This is a genomic window from Streptomyces sp. NBC_00667, from assembly GCF_036226825.1.
In the GTDB taxonomy this organism is placed as follows: Bacteria; Actinomycetota; Actinomycetes; order Streptomycetales; family Streptomycetaceae; genus Streptomyces.
Genome location: NZ_CP109022.1, coordinates 6,321,061 through 6,338,011, shown reverse-complemented (window position 1 = coordinate 6,338,011; position 16,951 = coordinate 6,321,061). Strand labels below are relative to the sequence as shown.

Annotated in this window: 10 protein-coding genes; 1 reads left to right on the top strand and 9 read right to left on the bottom strand. The window is 75.0% G+C overall.

Annotation, left to right across the window (positions count from 1 at the left end):
- The first annotated feature begins 172 nt into the window (after positions 1–172).
- Positions 173–391, top strand: a complete 219-nt coding sequence (locus OHA81_RS28765; RefSeq protein WP_329200676.1) for a response regulator transcription factor — start codon at positions 173–175, stop codon at positions 389–391.
- On the opposite strand, the gene OHA81_RS28760 is transcribed toward OHA81_RS28765, so the two are convergent.
- The 9 genes from OHA81_RS28760 to OHA81_RS28720 all read right to left on the bottom strand — a co-directional run bounded on the left by OHA81_RS28760 (position 385) and on the right by OHA81_RS28720 (position 16,910).
- Positions 385–1,707 carry an MFS transporter gene (locus OHA81_RS28760; protein ID WP_329200674.1) on the bottom strand — a complete coding sequence of 441 codons (1,323 nt, stop codon included), beginning with the start codon at positions 1,705–1,707 and terminating at the stop codon, positions 385–387. The two genes, OHA81_RS28765 and OHA81_RS28760, sit on opposite strands and share 7 nt — an antisense overlap.
- Before the next feature lie 41 nt (positions 1,708–1,748).
- The gene (locus OHA81_RS28755) at positions 1,749–3,320 is read right to left on the bottom strand and encodes an amino acid adenylation domain-containing protein (RefSeq protein ID WP_329200672.1); all 1,572 of its coding nucleotides are present in this window, start codon (positions 3,318–3,320) and stop codon (positions 1,749–1,751) included.
- A gap of 126 nt (positions 3,321–3,446) precedes the next feature.
- On the bottom strand, positions 3,447–6,701 hold the full coding sequence (locus OHA81_RS28750; RefSeq protein WP_329200671.1) for a non-ribosomal peptide synthetase: 3,255 nt from the start codon (positions 6,699–6,701) through the stop codon (positions 3,447–3,449).
- Positions 6,702–6,830: 129 nt separating this feature from the next.
- Complete coding sequence (locus OHA81_RS28745; protein WP_329200669.1) at positions 6,831–10,040, bottom strand: non-ribosomal peptide synthetase; 3,210 nt, start codon at positions 10,038–10,040, stop codon at positions 6,831–6,833.
- Positions 10,037–11,818: a condensation domain-containing protein gene (locus OHA81_RS28740; protein WP_329200667.1), complete on the bottom strand. Its 1,782-nt coding sequence runs from the start codon at positions 11,816–11,818 to the stop codon at positions 10,037–10,039. Before OHA81_RS28740 ends, OHA81_RS28745 begins: the two co-directional genes overlap by 4 nt.
- Positions 11,815–12,036 (bottom strand): MbtH family protein, encoded by a 222-nt coding sequence (locus OHA81_RS28735; RefSeq protein WP_329200665.1) that lies wholly within the window; start codon positions 12,034–12,036, stop codon positions 11,815–11,817. Before OHA81_RS28735 ends, OHA81_RS28740 begins: the two co-directional genes overlap by 4 nt.
- A gap of 50 nt (positions 12,037–12,086) precedes the next feature.
- Positions 12,087–14,354: a pyridoxal-phosphate dependent enzyme gene (locus tag OHA81_RS28730; protein ID WP_329200663.1), complete on the bottom strand. Its 2,268-nt coding sequence runs from the start codon at positions 14,352–14,354 to the stop codon at positions 12,087–12,089.
- A 2-nt stretch (positions 14,355–14,356) separates the two neighbouring features.
- Positions 14,357–15,364, bottom strand: coding sequence for a GHMP family kinase ATP-binding protein (locus OHA81_RS28725; RefSeq protein WP_329200662.1), 1,008 nt, complete (start codon positions 15,362–15,364; stop codon positions 14,357–14,359).
- Positions 15,330–16,910: an argininosuccinate lyase gene (locus OHA81_RS28720; protein ID WP_329200661.1), complete on the bottom strand. Its 1,581-nt coding sequence runs from the start codon at positions 16,908–16,910 to the stop codon at positions 15,330–15,332. Before OHA81_RS28720 ends, OHA81_RS28725 begins: the two co-directional genes overlap by 35 nt.
- Between the last annotated feature and the right edge of the window lie 41 nt (positions 16,911–16,951).

The window sequence follows — 16,951 nt, the reverse complement described above, 5'->3', positions numbered from 1 at the left end:
TCAACGTTTGCCCCATTTTGCACTTTTTACCCCGGGTCGCTTTGCTGCCAGGCATGTTGGTGAGGTGCCCGTCCCCTGGCCCCAGGATAAACAAGACGAAAGTCTGTTCCTACGGAACACGGCCGCACCTGCGCCCCGTCACCACGCACCCGGACAACCCGAGGAGTACCCCGTGCACGACACCGCTGTGAACAGCGTCGCCCTCACCCCGCGCGAGCGGGAGGTCCTCGCCCACCTCGCGCAGGGCGACACGTACCGGATCATCGCCCGCCGGATGGGGCTCAGCCCGCACACCGTCGACACCTACCTGCGCCGGCTGCGCAGCAAGACCGGGGCCGTCAACCGCACCCAGCTCACCCACCTGGCGTTCCAGCTCGGCTACGGCTACTGAGCGGCGGCCTCGGCCGGGACGGCGGGCTGCTCCTCGAACTCCCGCATCCGGCGCAGCGGCGAGCACACCAGGACCAGGGGAGCCGCGGACAGCGCCGCGGTGAAGAGCCACAGCGCGGCCCGCACGCCGAACACCTCGCCGAGGACGCCGGCGAGCACACCGCTGACCGGCAGGACGCCCCACACCAGGAAACGCATGGTGGCCGTCATGCGCCCGAGCAGGTGCGGCGGGCACACGGTCTGCCGGTAGGCCACCTGGCAGATGTTGTACACGGTCACCCCGGCCGACTGGACGAGCGATCCCAGCACGAACAGCGCGAGGCGCCAGCCGTTCCCGGCCAACGGCAGGAGGAGCCCGAACGGCATCGTGACCAGCAGCGACAGCCAGGTCAGCCGGGCCGCTCCCACGGCGCGCGTCAGGCGTTCCGTGGCGACCGCGGCGAGCAGCGAGCCGACCGTGGCCGTGGTCAGCACCCAGCCGACCGCCGCGGGCGCCAGCCCCACCGTCCGGGTCAGGAAGAGGACCTCGACCGCCATGACCCCGCTCAGGAACAGGTTCACCGAGGCCGTGTTCAGGGCGATGAGCCGCAGGACCCGGTGTCCCAGTACGTAGCCGAGGCCCTCGCGGATGTCACGGAGCAGGTGGCGGCGCCCGGCGGGGGCGGGCCGCTCCTCCCGGGCGCGGATCCGTCCCAGGAGGACGACGGAGGCCAGTGAGGTGGCGGCTTGTCCGGCGAGGGTGCCGGCCGGGCCGAACAGCTGGACGAGGAAGCCCGCGACGCCGGGCCCGCTGAACTCGGCGGCCGAACGCACCGTTTCCAGCTTGGAGTTGCCGCCGATCAGGGTGGACTCCCCCACCAGGGTCGGCAGGTAGCTCTGGTCGGCCACGTCGCCGAACAGCCGGGCGCACCCCAGCAGCAGGGCCACCGCGTACAGCAGCGGCATGGAGTGCAGGCCGGACAGGTACGCGAGCGGCAGGCCGGTCAGCAGGACGGTGCGGGCCAGGTCGGCCGCGATCATCACGCTGCGGCGGCGCATCCGGTCGACCCACGCGCCCGCGGGCAGCCCGAGCAGCAGGAAGGCCGCCTGTTCGGCCGCTGCCAGCAGGCCGACCTCCATCGCCGAGGCGTGCAGGGTGAGGACCGCCATCAGCGGCAGGGCGACGTAAGTGATGCTGTTGCCCAGCTCGTTGCATATGTGGGAGGACATGAAGAGGCGGAAGTCGCGCCGTCGTGTGCGGACGAGGGCGGCCGGCTCGGCTGCGGGGCTCGGCGGGGACACGGGCGCGGACGCCGGTTCCGCTGCGGGGACGGACATCTGGAGGTTCCCTTTCTGGGGAGGGGTGCGGGGGAGCCGCGTCAGCGGGACACGGTGGCGGCGGCCGGGGAGGGCAGGGCGGGCAGGGCGCGCGGATCGAGCTTGCCGCCCGGAGTACGGGGCAGTTCCGCCAGGATCACGATATGGGCCGGAACCAGATGACCGGGCACCCGGCGGGCGAGGTGGCCGCGCAGTCCCCGCCCGTCCAGCGTGCTGCCGGGCACCGTCACCACGTAGGCCGCGACCTGGGGTTCGCCGCGGTCGCGCACCGCGCGGGCGACCACGTCCAGGACGTCGGGGTGGGCGGCGACGGCGGCCTCGACCTCCTTGAGCTCCACCCGGAAGCCGCGGATCTTGACCTGGTCGTCCGCGCGCCCCAGGAACTCCAGCGTGCCGTCCGCGGTGCGCCGGACCCGGTCGCCGGTGCGGTACATCCGCTCGCCCGGCCGCCTACCGAAGGGGTCCGCGACGAAGCGTTCCGAGGTCGGCGCCGGCCTGCCGTGGTAGCCGCGGGCCAGGCAGTCGCCGGCGAGGTACAGCTCGCCCGCCGCCCCGGCCGGCGCCTCGGTCAGCGCCTCGTCGAGGACGTACGCCCGCACGCCCGGGAGCGGGGTGCCCAGCGGGATGACCTCGTCGCCGGTGAGGGCGAGCAGTTCCGCCGGGCCCGCCTCGTAGGAGGTGGCGGTGATCGTGGACTCGGTCAGGCCGTAGCAGCTGACCACGGGCGGGCCGCCCGCGGCGGCCCAGCGCTTGAGGTCGGCGGTGCGTCCGGCGTCGCTGCCGATGACCACCCGGCGCAGGTCTGCGGGCAGTTGCCGGGGCCGGCGCTCCACGTCCTTCGCCCACTGCGCCCAGTACGGTGTGGGCAGGTTCACCACGCTCACCCCCCGCTCGGCCAGGAAGGGTTCGAGCTCGGCCGGCGACAGGACGTTGTCCTCCACGAAGACGGCCGCGCCCCCCGTGCACCAGGTGGGCAGGGCTTCCTCCAGGGCCACGTCGAAGGCGGGCGCCGCGAACTGCAGCACCCGGTCCGCCCGGGTCAGCGCGTAGCGCTCCGCCAGGACGGCGCTCTGGGCGGCGAGTGACCGGTGGGCGACGGCCACGGGTTTGGGCCGGCCGGTCGAACCCGACGTGAAGAGCACGTAGGCGAGCGAGTCGGGGTCGCAGGCCGCCGGCTCGGGCAGCGCCTCCCGGCCGGCCTCCTCCTGCGGCCGTCCGTCCGTGCCGGCCCAGAACAGCTCGCGTCCGCAGCGCCGTTGCAGGTCGGCCGCCGCCAGGTGGCCGGGGGCGACCGCGTACCGGGTGCCGGCGGCGTCCGTCAGCGTACGGAGCCTCTCGTCGGGGGTGTCCAGGTCCACCGGCAGCAGCGCCGCGCCGGCATACCAGATCCCGAGGACGCCGACCGCCCAGTGCAGGCCCCGGCGCACCCCGAGCAGCACGGTGTCCTCCGGGCCCGCGCCGGCGGCCCGGAGCTCCCGGGCCAGGGCACGGGCGCGGCGGTCGAGCAGGCGGTACGTCAGCTCGCCTTCCGGCCCGCGTGCCGCGATCGCGTCGGGGGTGAGGTCCGCCTGCCGCGCGATCCGCAGCGGTACGGGGGTCTCGGTCCGGGTCATGGTGTCTCCAGGTCGGTACGGGGCTCGCGGCCGGGGCCGCAGGGGCCCCGGCGTGGGCGGGCGGTCGGGCGGCGCGCGGTGGGGCGCGGTGGTGTCGGGCGGGCGGGGCGCGGTGGGGACGGCCGGTCAGGCGTGGTCCCGGGCGCGCGGGCGCAGCACCGGACGGGCGGGCCGGCCCGGGCCGTCCGCGGCGACCGCCCCTGCGGCGGCGAGGCGGGCTGCCAGCCCGGCGGGGGTCGGGGTTTCGAAGAGGTCCCGGATGGTCAGCCGGGCGCCGCACTCGCTGCGGACGCGGCCCATGAGCCGGGTGGCGAGCAGGGAGTGCCCCCCGTGCGCGAAGAAGTCGTCGTCCGGGCCGGCGCCGGGCAGGCCCAGCACCTCGGCGAAGATCGTGCAGAGCGTCTGCTCGGCCCGGGTCTCCGGGGCGCGGCCGGCGGGACGCGCCACGGTGGCGGGGTCCGGCAGGGCCTTGCGGTCGAGCTTGCCGTTGGTGGTGAGCGGGAACGCGGGCAGGGCCAGGAACATGGCGGGGACCATGTAGTTCGGCAGGGCCAGACCGAGGGCGGAGCGCACCTCCTCGGGAGCGGGCGAGCCGGTGTAGTAGGCGATCAGCCGCTGCTGCCCGGCCTGGTCGCGGTCGACGGCGACCACGGCCTCGCTGACGCCCGGCACGGCGCGCAGGGCCGTCTCCACCTCGCCGAGCTCGATGCGGTTGCCGCGGATCTTGACCTGGTGGTCCTGGCGGCCGAGGAAGTCGAGCTGGCCGTCCGCGCGGAGCCGGGCCAGGTCGCCGGTGCGGTACATCCGGCTGCCCGGCTCGGCGGCGAACGGGTCGGGGACGTAGCGCTCGCTGGTGCGGCGGGGGTCGCGCAGGTAGCCGGGGCCCACGCCCGTTCCCGCGATGAACAGTTCACCGGGCACCCCCGGCGGTACCGGGGCGAGGCCCTGGTCGAGGACGTACAGGCGGTTGTTGCGCAGCGGGCGGCCGACGGGCAGCCGCCCTTGTTCGAGCAGGGCGCCCACGTCGTGGCCGATGAAGGCGTGGGTGTTGTCGTCGGAGCACTCGGTGAGGCCGTAGGCGTTGATGATCACCGCGTCCGGGTAGCGGGCGTACCAGCGCTCGCACAGTTCCGGGGGCAGGACTTCGCCGTTGACGATGAACCAGCGCAGCTCGGGGAGCGCGGGCGGGACGGCTCCGGTGTCCCACAGGTCCACGGCGGCGCGGACGAAGGAGGGCACCGTCTCCAGCACGGTGATGCCGCGGCGCGCAGCGTCGGCGAAGAGCACGGCCGGGTCGCGGGCCGTGTCCCGGCTGACGAGGTGCACCCGGCCGCCGGTGATCAGCGGCGCGAGCATCTGCCAGACGGAGATGTCGAAGGTGAGCGGGGCGTTCATCACCACCCGGTCGCCGGTGGTCAGTTCGAGGTCGTCCAGCTTGCTCAGCAGGTGGTTGTTCATGCCCCGCCGGTGCACCATGGCGCCCTTGGGCTTGCCGGTGGAGCCGGAGGTGAAGCAGACGTACGCCAGTGCGTCGGGTCCGCCGGCGAGGGGGGCGCGCGACGCCGGGGCCGTGTCGCCCGTGTCCGCGAGGGCCAGGACGCGGACGGCTCCCCCGCACGCGTCGGCGATCTCCCGGGCCCGCTCCTGCTGGGCGGGGGCGGCCAGCAGCCAGCCGATCCCGCCCGCGCCGAGCAGGTCGGCGGTACGGGCGACGGGCCCTTCGGGGTCGAGCGGCACGTAGGCGGCGCCCGCCCCCAGGATGCCGAGCAGGGCGACCGGGACGGCGGCGGTGGGTTCGCTGAGCACCGCGACGAGGTCTCCGGCGCCCACGCCGGCTTCGAGCAGCCGCAGGCTGAGCGTGTCGGTGCGGGCGATCAGCCCCGCGTAGCCGATCTCCCGGCCGCGGTCGTCGGTGACGGCCGTCGCGGCCGGGGTCAGCGCCGCCTGCTCCCGTACCCGCTCGACCACCTCGGCGTAGTCCTCGTCGCAGGCGGTGTCGTTCCACTCCACCAGCACCCGGTGCCGTTCGGCGGCGGAGAGCAGGTCCAGCGCGCCGACGGGCAGCCGGGGGTCCTCCACCACCGCTTCCAGGAGGCGGACCAGCCGGTCGAGCATGGCCCGGGCCTGGTCCGCGCCGAAGACGTCGGGGCGGTAGTCGATCTGGAGGCGCAGCCGGGTGCCGGGGACGGCGGTCAGGGTGAGCGGGTAGTGGGCGGCGTCGTGCGGGTCCACGCCGGTGACGCGGAGGTCACCGCCGGAGAGTGCGGCGAGCCCGTCGGCGTCGACGGGGTAGTTCTGGAACGCGACGCAGGAGTCGAAGAGTTCCCCGGCGCCGGCGAGGCGCTGGACCTCCACGAGGCTGAGGTGGTGGTGCTCGATCAGCGCGGCCTGCTCCTCCTGGAGCCGGCCGAAGAGCTCCACGAGGGGCTCGGCGCGATCGATCCGCACCCGCACCGGAACGGTGTTGATGCACAGCCCCACGATGTCGGCGACACCGGGCAGCTCCGGGGAGCGGCCGCTGACGATGGCGCCGAACACCACGTCCTCGGAGCGCAGTTGCTGGCCGAGGAGCAGGGCCCACGCGCCTTGCAGTACGGTACCGGGCGTCAGCCGGTGGGCACGGGCCAGCTCGGTGAGCCGGTCGGTGGTGGCCCGGGCGAGCTCGGTCTCCACCCGGTCCGGGAGCACCGCGCCCGGGGGTACGGACACCGGCGCCGTCCTGCTGCCGCCGGCGAGGCCGGCCAGCGACCGGCTCCAGGCGTCCCGGGCGGCCGCCGTGTCGCGGGTGCCGAGCCAGCGCAGGAAGGAGGAGTACGGGGTGACGGGCGCGGGCCCGCTGCCGTCGGGGCGGGCGTCGTGGGCGGCGAGGAGTTCCCGGACCAGGACGGGCCAGGACCAGCCGTCCATCAGGATGTGGTGGTAGGTGAGCAGCAGCCGGTGGCTGTGCGGCCCGGTGCGGATGAGGGTGAAGCGCAGCAGCGGCGGCCGGGCGAGGTCGAAGCGGCGGGCCCGGTCCTCGGCGAGCAGCGTGTCGAGGGCACGCCGCAGGGCGGGGCCGTCGAGGGCGGAGAGGTCCTCCTCCCGCCAGGGGGCGCGCACGTCGCACTGCACGACCTGTGCGGGGTCGCCGGAGGCGCGGCGCAGGAAGCCGGCGCGCAGGTTGGCGTGCCGGGCGAGGACGCCGTCGGCGGCGTCCCGCAGCCGGCGGGCGTCGAGGGGGCCGCTGAGGTCCAGCAGCAACTGGGCCACGTAGACGTCGCGTTCGCTCTCGTCGAAGAGGGAGTGGAAGAGGATGCCGTCCTGGAGCGGTGACAGGGGCAGCACGTCCTCGACGCGGGACCGGACGGAGTCGGGTGACGGCTCGGTCGGCGGGTGGTTCACGACGGTTACCTCCGGTGGTGCGGGGTGGGTCGGGGGGCGGTTCGGGCCCGGCGGGTGCGGCGGACCGGCGGGTCAGGCCGGCAGGCGGGCAGGCCGGCAGGGGCTCAGGCGGGCGGGCCGGCAGGCGGGTCAGGCCGGCCGGGGGCGGCGGGGGCGGCGGACCACCGCCGGTTCGTCGGCGGGCACGTCCTGCTCCGGGCTCTCGGTCAGCGCCACGGCGAGCTGCTCCACCGTCGGCGCGGCGAAGAAGGCACGGATGCCCACGGTCGAGCCGAGAGCCGAGCGCACCTCGGCGAGGAGACGGGTGGCGAGCAGCGAATGGCCGCCGAGGTCGAAGAAGTTGTCACGGACGCCGACCCGCTCATGGCCGAGGACGGCCTCCCAGACGGCGCACAGGGCGCGCTCGGTGCCGTTCCGCGGGGCCACGTGGGCCCGGTCGGCGGCGGCCGGGGCGGGGGCGGGCAGGGCCGCCGTGTCGATCTTGCCGTTGGGTGTCACGGGGAAGCGGTCCAGCAGCGTGAGCGAATGCGGAACCATGTAGTCGGGCAGGGCCGCGGCGAGGTGGTCGCGCAGGGCGGCCGCGCTCGGGGCCTCGGCGCCGTCGGCCGGCACGGCGTATCCGGCGAGCGCGGGGCCGGCGGGGCCGGTCACCACGGTGACGGCGGCCTGTCCCACCGCGGGGTGCGCGGCGAGCACGTTCTCGATCTCGCCGGGTTCGATGCGCAGGCCGCGGATCTTGACCTGGCGGTCGGCCCGGCCGAGGTACTCCACCTGGCCGCCCGCGTTCCACCGGGCCCGGTCGCCGGTGCGGTACATCCGCTCCCCCGCGGGCCCGTACGGGCAGGCCACGAAGCGTTCCGCGGTGAGGCCGGGGCGGTTCAGGTAACCCTGCGCCAGACCGCTGCCGGCGATGTACAGCTCGCCGGGAACCCCCGGGGGGACCGGGGCGAGCCGGTCGTCGAGGACGTACAGCCGGGTGCCGTCCAGGGGCCGGCCGATGGGGATCCGGCCGTCGGGGACGGGACGGCCGGGCGCGAGGGGGAAGACCGCCGAGAAGGTGGTGGTCTCCGTCGGCCCGTACGCATTGGTGACGGTGGTGTCCGGACAGGCCTCGCGGACCCGGCGGACCATGGGCGGCGAGGCGGCCTCGCCTCCCGTCATCACCTCGCGCAGGGAGGCCAGTTCCGGCAGGTGCGCGTCGGCCAGTACGTTGAAGAGGGTGGCCGTCAGGAAGGTGCCGGTGACCTTCCGGTCGGCGATCAGGCGGGCGAGTTCCGCGACGTCCAGGTCCCCGGGCGGGGCCACCACCACGACGCCGCCGTTCAGCAGCGGCACCCACAACTCATAGGTGGAGGCGTCGAAGGCGTGCGGGGAGCGGAACAGCACCCGCTCGTGGGCCCCGCCGCGCCAGCGGCTGTCCCGGGCGAGGGCGACGACCTCACGGTGCGGGACGGCGACCCCCTTGGGGGTGCCGGTGGAACCGGAGGTGTACATCACGTAGGCCAGGGCGTCGGCGTGCCCGGGGCCGCGGACCGTGGTGCGCGCGGCCCCCGTACCCGGTCCGGGCCGCAGCACACGTCCGGCACCGAGGGTTTCGCGGAGTGCGCCGTCGGACTGCGGGGAGTCCGTGACCAGTACGGCGGCGCCGGCGCCGGCCACGACGGCGGCGGACCGCGCCCGCGGGGCCCGCGCGTCCAGCGGCAGGTAGGCGGCGCCGGCCTTGAGCACGCCGAGGCAGGCGGCGATCAGCTCGACGGAGCGCTCCATCAGCACGGCGACGGTATCGCCGGGGCGCACTCCGAGGTCCTCCAGGCCGTCGGCGACCGCGTCGGAGAGCAGGTCGAGTTCCCCGTACGTGGCCTCGCGGTCGGCGCAGACCACGGCGGTGCGGCCGGGGTGCTCCGCGGCCCGCTCCGCGAACAGCGCGTGCACGGTCGCGCGGGAGTCCTGCGGGCGCGCGGGGCGGCCCGCGCGGCCCTCCAGCAGCTCGGCGCGCTCCCCGGGGGCGAGGACGTCCAGGGCGGCGAGGGGGGCGGCGGGATCGCGCACGGCCTCGGTGGTCAGCCGTACCAGCCGGTCGAGCAGTGCCTGCGCGGTGCCCCCGTCGAACAGGTCGTCCGCGTATTCCAGGGACAGGCCGATCCCGGCCGGGGCGCCGGTGACGGGGTCGCGGCGCTCGTCCACCTCCAGGGTCAGGTCGAACTTGGCGGTACCGGTGCGGACCGCCTCCACCTCCGTGACGAGGCCGGGCAGTTCGGGGGCGGGGCCTTCGCCGCGCTGTCCGGCGACGGCGACCTGGAACAGCGGGTGCCGGGACGCGGAGCGGGCCGGGTTGAGCCGTTCGACCAGGGATTCGAAGGGGACGTCCTGGTGGACGTGGGCGTCCAGGACCGCGTCGCGCACCCGGTCGAGAAGTTCTTCGAAGGCCGGGTCGCCGGAGGTGTCGGCGCGGACGACGAGGGTGTGCACGAAGAGGCCGATGACATCGTGCAGGGCCTCGTCGTCCCGCCCGTCGACGGGGCAGCCCAGCGGGAGGTCGGTGCCCGCTCCGAGCCGGGTGAGCAGGGCGGCGAAGGCGGATTGCACCGCCATGAACGGCGTCGCCCGCCGGGCCTGGGCGAGGTCCGCGAGCGCCGTGTGCAGGGCGGGGTCGAGGCGCGCCGTCACCAGTGCTCCGCGGTGGGAGGCGACGGGCGGCCGCGGCCGGTCGGCCGGTAGCTCCAGCTCCTCGGGCAGCCCGGCCAGGGCGCGGGTCCAGTGGGCGAGCTGCCGGGCGTGGAGGGACGCCGGATCAGCGGGGTCCCCCAGCAGCTCGCGCTGCCAGACCGTGAAGTCGGGGTAGTGGAGCGTCAGTTCGGGCCAGTTCGGGTCCTCGTGGCGGACCCGGGCGGTGTAGGCGGCGGCGAGGTCCCGGACCAGGAGGTCCATGGACCGGCCGTCCCCGGCGATGTGGTGCAGGACGAGCAGCAGGTAGTGGTCCTCGCTCCCGTGCGCGAACAGGTGCGCCCGCAGGGGGATTTCCGCGGCGAGGTCGAACGGCCGCCGGGCGGCGGCGGCGACGAGCCGCTCGCGCTCCTCGTGGGCGCACAGGACGACGGCCAGGTCCGGTGCGGCGGCGCCGGTGGCGAGGACCTCCTGCCGGGGGCGGCCCCCTTCGTCCGGGAAGAGGGTGCGCAGGGCCTCGTGCCGGTCGGTGACGTCGGCCAGGGCGCCGCGCAGCGCCGAGCGGTCGAGCGTGCCGCGCAGCCTCAGCCCGACGGGGATGCTGTACTGCGCGCCGTCATCGCCGTCGCGGCCGAGGAACCACAGCCGCTGCTGGGCGTGGGACAGAGGGATCACAGCAGTTCTCCGAGCTGGGATTCGAAGGAGTCGAGGTCCGCCTGGCTGATGTCGGCCAGCGACACGTCGGACGGGGTCAGTGCGGCCGCCCCGGGCCGGCCCGTGTACCGGGCGAGCGCGCGCAGCACGGCGAACCACTCCTCGGCGAGGGCGCGGACCCGGGTTCCCGGATAGGCGTTGCCGGCCCAGGTCCACGTGGCGCTGAGGATCAGTCCCCCGGGCCCTTCGTGGGCGGCCGCGTTGACCTCCACGGCATGGGCCATCGGCAGACCCTCGTCCGCGTCGTCCAGGGCGAAGGCGTGCCCGGGGGCGGCGGACCAGTCCCCGTCGTCCCCCATCGGGAACCGGCCGAGGTAGTTGAAGCCGATCTCGGGGATCCCGCGCCGGGCGAGGCCCGGGCCGGTCCGGGAGTTGAGGTGGCGCAGCAGCCCGAAGCCGATTCCCTTGTCCGGGACGGCGCGCAGGTCTTCCTTGACCAGGCGCAGGGCGGCGCCGAGTGCCGGCCCGCCGGCGCGGGCGTCGGCCGGGTCGGTCGGTCCCAGGTCGAGGCGGACCGGGTAGACGGTGGTGAACCAGCCGACGGTACGGGACAGGTCCAGGCCGTCGACCACGTCCTCCCGGCCGTGCCCCTCGACGTCGACCAGGACCCGGCCGCCGGCGGGGTCCTCGCCGGACGGGCCGTCGCCGCCGCCCTCGCCGTCGCCGTCGCGGCGCCAGTTCAGCACCGCCAGGGCCAGGCCGGTGAGCAGGACGTCGTTGACGGTGCCGTTGACCAGGCCGGGGACGGCCGTCAGCAGGGGGCCGGTGAACTCCGGCGGCAGGGTGAGCACATGGGTGTTCCGTGCGGTCTCCGGGTCGAGGGGGCCGGGTGGGCGCACGCCGGCGAGCGGGGCGGGGGCCGGGCCCAGGACGTCGTACCAGCGGGTGGCCTCGCCCATCCGGCGGCCCGAGGTCGCGTCGGCGCGCAGCAGCTCCGCCCAGTGCGCGAACGGGGTGTGAACCGGGTCGGGTTCGGGGGCGGCGCCCGAGGCCAGGGCGGCCCAGCAGGTGCGCAGGTCGTCCTGGAGGATGCGCCAGGACACCCCGTCGACGGCCAGGTGGTGGACGATGAGGGCGAGGCGTCCCTGCCGGTCGGCACCGCGGTCGAGCAGTACGGCCCGCAGCATGGTCCCGTCCCGGGGCGAGAGCAGCGCCCGCGCGGCCTCCATGCGCCGGCCCATGAGGGCGGGCAGTTCCTCGTCGGTGGCGGTGCGGGCGTCCACCCGCTCCACGAGCCCCGCGGCGGCCACCGTCCCGGGTTCGGGGATCTCGGCCGCCGGGACGGGCGCCGCGAGCCCCCCGGGCAGCCGCAGCCGCAGGACGTCGTGGGTGTCGAGCAGGGCCTGTACGAGACGTTCGGCCGCCGCGGCGTCGAAGCCCGCAGGCGTACGGACCACGAGCGACTGGTTGTAGCTGTCGACGGGGCCGTCCACCTCGCCGAGCCACTCCATGATCGGTGTGGCGGCGAGGGGGCCGAAGCGGCGCGGCGGCGCCGTCGGCCCGGACCGGCCGTGGGCCCGGTCGTCCGTACGGGCCGCGGCGGCGAGGGCGCTGACGCTCTCGCTGCGCAGCACCTCGCGGGTGGTGACCACCAGCCCCGCGAGGCGCGCCCGGCTGACGACCTGGATGGCCTGGATGCTGTCGCCCCCGAGGCCGGTGAAGCTCTGCCCGGGGTGGACCTCGGGCAGGCCCAGGACCTCGGCGAACAGGGTGCACAGAGTCGTTTCGTGGGCGGTCACCGGGGGGCGTTCCCGGCCAGGGCGGCCACCAGCGAGGCCGGTCGCATGTCGGTCCAGTTCCGCTCGACGTAGTCCAGGCAGTTCTGGCGCCCGTCGGGCCCGTGCACCAGGGTCCAGCCCGCGGGCACGGGCTGGGCGGCCGGCCACAGGGAGTGCTGGAGCTGCTCGTTGCGAAGGACGGTGTAGGAGGCCTGGTCGTTCTCGAAGGGGTTGCTCATGGGAGGTCACCTCGGATGTGGAAGGGAACGGAAAGGAAGGAAGGGGTTCGTCAACTACGGGGCGCGGGGCCCACGGAGAGCCGCAGCAGGCTCCGGGCGGCATCGAGGGCTTCGGTGACCCGCTGCGGCTCGCGGTGGCTCGCGATGAGGTACCCGAGCCGGTCGGCGGCGCTCCGTGCGCGCCGTACGGGAGTTCCGGGGGCGGCGGTGACCGTGACGGCCTCGATGCCCTCGGTCCGGGCCGCCGCCCCGGCACCCTCGACGGCCTCGAGGACCCCGTCGGTGTCGGCGAGCAGGAACTGGATGCCTGCGTGCCCCTCGTGGGCGGCTTTCAGCTCGGGCGGAAGTCCGACGGCCACCCGCAGCTGCTGCTCCAGCAGCCGTGTCCCGGTGGCGAGCCGTACCAGTTCCGGGATCATCCCGCCGGCCAGGCGCGGGTTGATCTCGATGACGGCGGGCCCTTCGGGGGTCAGTTTCACCTCGGTGTGGGTGGCGCCGAGGCGGACACCGGCCGCTTCGAGGGCCGCGGTCACCGTCTCGGTGATCTGCTGCGCCACCCCGGCCGGGAGCGGGGCGGGGAACAGGTGGCGGTGCTCCACGAAGTGCGGGCTGCCGGTGACGGACTTGGCCGTGATGCCCACGCACTCGGTGCGCCCGTCCCAGGTGAACATCTCCACGCTGTACTCCGGCCCGTCGAGGTACTCCTCGACGAGTACGGTGCCCGCGGTCGGCATGCCCCGGACGTTGGTGGTGACGGCGAGGATGCGGGCGGCCTGGGCGGCGGCGGCGGCTTCGTCGGTACAGAGCAGGACGTCGTTGGAGCCGGAGTCGTCGGCGGGCTTGACCACGCAGGGCAGTCCGGTGCGGGCCACGGCGTCGGCGATCCGCGCCGGGTCCCGGACGATCGCGTACCGCGGCTGGCGCACACCGGCGGTGCCCAGCGTGGCGCGCAGGGCCGACTTGTCGCGGCATACGGCCATCGCCTCCTGCGGGTTGCCGGGCAGGCCGAGCCAGCGGGCCAGGCCCGCCACGGCGGGCACGTAGAAGTCGCTGGTGGTGGTGATGCCGGCGATCTCCTCGCGCCGGAAGCGCTCCTGGATCGCGGCGCGCAGCGCGGGCGCGGAGTTGGTGTCGCAGCGCACCACCTCGGCGCCGGTGGCCTCCAGCCCCCGGTAGCGGTCCGGGTCGCCGGTCAGCAGGACGGGTGCGCAGCCCAGGTCCCGGGCGAGGTCCAGGGCCAGCATGCCGGTGCCGGTGGTGTTGGACTCCACGAACAGCAGGTGGCGCCGGATGTCCGCGGGCGCCTCGTAGTCGCTGCGCGACCAGGTGCGGGCGACCTGCCCGGCGGGGACGGCGGCCGGCCGGGTGGCGCGCGGCACCTGCGCGAGGGCGTGGGCGGCCCAGTGCGCCTCGTCGTACACGGTGTCGGCGTAGCGGTCGCCCCGGTCGGGCAGGATGCCGACGATGCGGGTGCCCGGTTCGGCGCGCTCCGCGAGGTCGCCCAGCACCCGGTAGACGGAACCGGAGGTGTTGCCGCCGAAGATCTGCTGCTCGCGGGCGAGGTCCCAGGCGGCGGCGAAGGCCTCGTGGTCGTTGAGCCAGTGCACCTCGTCGACGAGCGGGCGGTCGAGGTTCGCGGGCAGCAGGCTGTTGCCCAGTCCGCTCTGCAGGCGCTGCGGTACGTCGGGCTGGCCGAAGAGGGCGCTGCCGACGCAGTCGACGCCGACCACCCGCAGCCCCGGCAGGGTCTCCTTGACGGCGCGGGCGGTGCCGCACAGCGAGCCGCCGCTGCCGACCGCTGCTACCAGGGTGTGGAACTCGCCCAGGTCTGCGACGAGTTCGTCGGCCACGCCGCGGTAGGCACCGGGGTTGTCGGGGTTGGTGTACTGCTGCGGCCAGAACGCGCCGGGCAGTTCGCGCATCAGCTCCGCCAGCCGTTCCAGGCGGGCGCTTTGCCAGCCGTGGCTGGTCATCGCCTCGACCACGTGCACCCGGCAGCCCAGGGCGCGCAGTTTGGCGAGGGTGACGGGGTCGATGCGGGGGTCGGTGACGATGTGGACGTCGTGGCCGAGCGCCCGTCCGACGAGGGCCACGCCCAGGGCCATGGTGCCGGACGAGCTCTCGATGACGGGGGCTCCGGGGGCGAGGACGCCGAGCCGGCGGGCTTCGAAGAGGATGTTGCGGGCGACGCGGTCCTTCATGGCGAACAGGTTCTGCAGTTCCAGCTTGGCGTAGACCTCCACCCCGCGTGCCTCGCCCAGGCGGAGCCGGACCAGGGGGGTCCGGCCGATCGCGTCGGTGACGGTGTCGAACAGCATGGTCAGGTCTCCAGCTCGTGAAGGCGGTCGGCGGCGGTGCTCGCCGCGGGAGTGGCGTCGGGGTCCGGTACGGGCTCGTCGTGGGCCGGGTTCCAGCGGTCGCCGGCTCCGAGCGAGCGGTGTACGGAGACCTCCCCGCCGAGGGGGGCGCAGGCGGTCCGGATCCGGTCGGTCTTGGCGGCCAGCTCCGGGTCGGCCGCGTCCAGGAGGACGCCGAGCATGGTGCCGCTGTGGGCGAGCACCAGCCCGAGGCCGTCGACCTCGCGGCACAGGGCGCGCAGGTCGCGGAATCCGGAGCGGACCCTGCGCGCCGCGTTCATCTCGGCGCTGCGGGTGGCGACGGCGCCGACCTCGGCCAGGTCCGCGCCGGCGATCGCGGCGGCCAGCCGGTCCAGCAGCCGGGCGTACTCCCGTCGTTCGTCCGGGCCGATGCCCCCCGCCCGCAGGTTGTGGGCGACCGTGTCGACCTGCCCGCCCTCGTCGTGGGCGACGACGGCGAGCGGGGGCAGGACCCCGAGCCGGCGGCGCAGGCGCACCTCGCGGTGGTGGAAGGCGACGATCTCGTCGTACATCACTCCGTCGGCCGGTTCGATGCCGCGCAGGAAGGCCTCGGTGCGGTCCGGGTCGAAGGACCGGCCGAAGGCGGCCCCCACGGCCCGTACGGTGGCCACCAGGTCGGCGGAGGAACTGGCCAGCCCCTTGCCCTCGGGCAGGCCGCCGCCGATCTCCAGCAGGCCGCCGCCCTCGACGCCGAGCGAGGCGAGGACCACCTCGGCGACCCGCCGGGACTTGCCCTTGTGCGGGGGGTGGACGCGTACGCCGTGCTGTCCGGGCCGGTGGTGGAAGGTGGCCGTGGCCCAGCGGGCCAGCGGGAAGGTGACCAGGAAGTCCCCGTCCGGCTCCGGCAGCGCGCCCTGGAGCAGTTCCCCGAACGTGCCGAAGGCGTGGCCGACGGCGGGTGCGGGCGCGCCGGGCTCAGTCCCCGGAGCGTACGTCGTCACCGACGGCATCGCTGGTTCCCTCCGTTCCCGTGGTGCGGTGCTGCGGCCGGGCCGCTCCGTACAGCGCCCGGTCCCTCTCCTCGGCTCCGGCGCTCACGGCCCGGGCCCGCCGCACCCAGTCGGCGCGAAGCAGTGCCAGCTCTTCCCGCTGGGTTCGCAGCAGTTCGCGTACGGACGCGGGGCGGGCCGAACCGGCGGAGACCATGCGCTGCAGTCCGAGGTCCACGTCGAAGGCGGCGGCGAGCAGGGCCTCGGGGGCGCTCAGGGCCACTGCGTGTGCGGCGGCGGCCTCGGTCAGCAGGCCGGGTTCGCCCGGTGCGGGAGCGGCGCCGGCCGCGGCGGCGAGCACGACGTACCTGCCGGCGATCACCTGTGCGGTGCGCCAGGGGACTTGCTCGGTGAGGGTGAGGGCGTTGGCCAGGCTGAACCCGCCGAGGAACTCGCGTGCGCACACGGCGCGCATGGCGTCGGGCCGGAAGGTGAGCCGGCGCAGCACCTCGGTGAGGAGGCGGACGGTACCGTGCGCCGAGTCGAAGGCGTCCAGCAGGTGGGTGCCGGCTTCCTTGGAGACCTCGACCAGGTTGCAGAAGGGGGTGTTGCGCTGGCCGAGCAGCACGTCGAGGTGGAAGGCGGTGAGGTGCGCGGTACGTCCGCGGATGCGCTCCAGGACGGGGTAGTTCTTCTTCTGCGGCATCGCGGAGGAGATGCCGGACAGCTCGTCGGGCAGTTCGATGAAGCCGTATTCGCTGCTGCCCCAGGTCAGCAGGTCGGTGGTGAACCGGCTGAGGGCGGTGCCGAGGAGGCTGAGTTCCGCGGTGAGTTCGGCGCTCCAGCGGCGTGAGGCCACCGCCGTCAGGGCGTGCGGCTGCGGTCGGGAGAAGCCGAGCAGCCGGGCCATCCGGTCGCGGTCCCAGGGCAGTTCCTGACCGGCCATGGCGCCGGCGCCCAGCGGGCAGGCGTCGATGCCGTCGTAGGTCTGCACCAGCCGGCGCTGGGTGTGCAGGAGGTGCTCGGCGACCGCGGCGAGGTGGAAGCCGGGGGTGATGACCTGCGCGGCCTGGAAGTGCGTGTAGCCGGGCATCGGCATGTCACAGGTCGCCCCGGCCAGCTCGACCGTCACCTCGCACAGTTCCAGCAGGGCGTCGGCGAAGCGGGTGAGCTGGTCGCGTCCGTACATGACCTGGGCGCAGGCCTGGAGGTCGTTGCGGCTGCGGTCCACGTGCCAGCGGACGACGGGACGGGGCAGCCCGGCCTCGACGTGGCGTTCGAGGGCGAAGGCGATGTCCGACATGTTGGCACCGGGCTCGGCGGTGAGGGTGCCGGCCTCCACGGTGTCCAGTCGGGCCGCGATGTCGCGGGCCTCGTCGGTGGTGACGAGGTCCATGCGGGCGTACTCGGCGGTGAGGGTCTTCTCGATGGCGACGTAGTGGTGCAGCAGGTGGCGGGATTCGAACCCGAACTGCGGGGCGAGCACCTCGTCGTGCAGCAGTCCGCTCGGGCCGCTGCGGATGCGGCCGCTGAGCGCGGCGGTGGGTCCCGGGGCTTCGCTCGTCACGTGGTGGTGTTCCGTTCTGGTCTGGTCCGGTGCGGTGGTGG

Bases quoted from the DNA above. Each gene is read 5' to 3' on its own strand.
- OHA81_RS28735 (WP_329200665.1), bottom strand. From the start codon at position 12,036: ATGAGCAACCCCTTCGAGAACGACCAGGCCTCCTACACCGTCCTTCGC.
- OHA81_RS28725 (WP_329200662.1), bottom strand. From the start codon at position 15,364: ATGCCGTCGGTGACGACGTACGCTCCGGGGACTGAGCCCGGCGCGCCC.
- OHA81_RS28755 (WP_329200672.1), bottom strand. From the start codon at position 3,320: ATGACCCGGACCGAGACCCCCGTACCGCTGCGGATCGCGCGGCAGGCG.
- OHA81_RS28730 (WP_329200663.1), bottom strand. From the start codon at position 14,354: ATGCTGTTCGACACCGTCACCGACGCGATCGGCCGGACCCCCCTGGTC.
- OHA81_RS28760 (WP_329200674.1), bottom strand. From the start codon at position 1,707: ATGTCCGTCCCCGCAGCGGAACCGGCGTCCGCGCCCGTGTCCCCGCCG.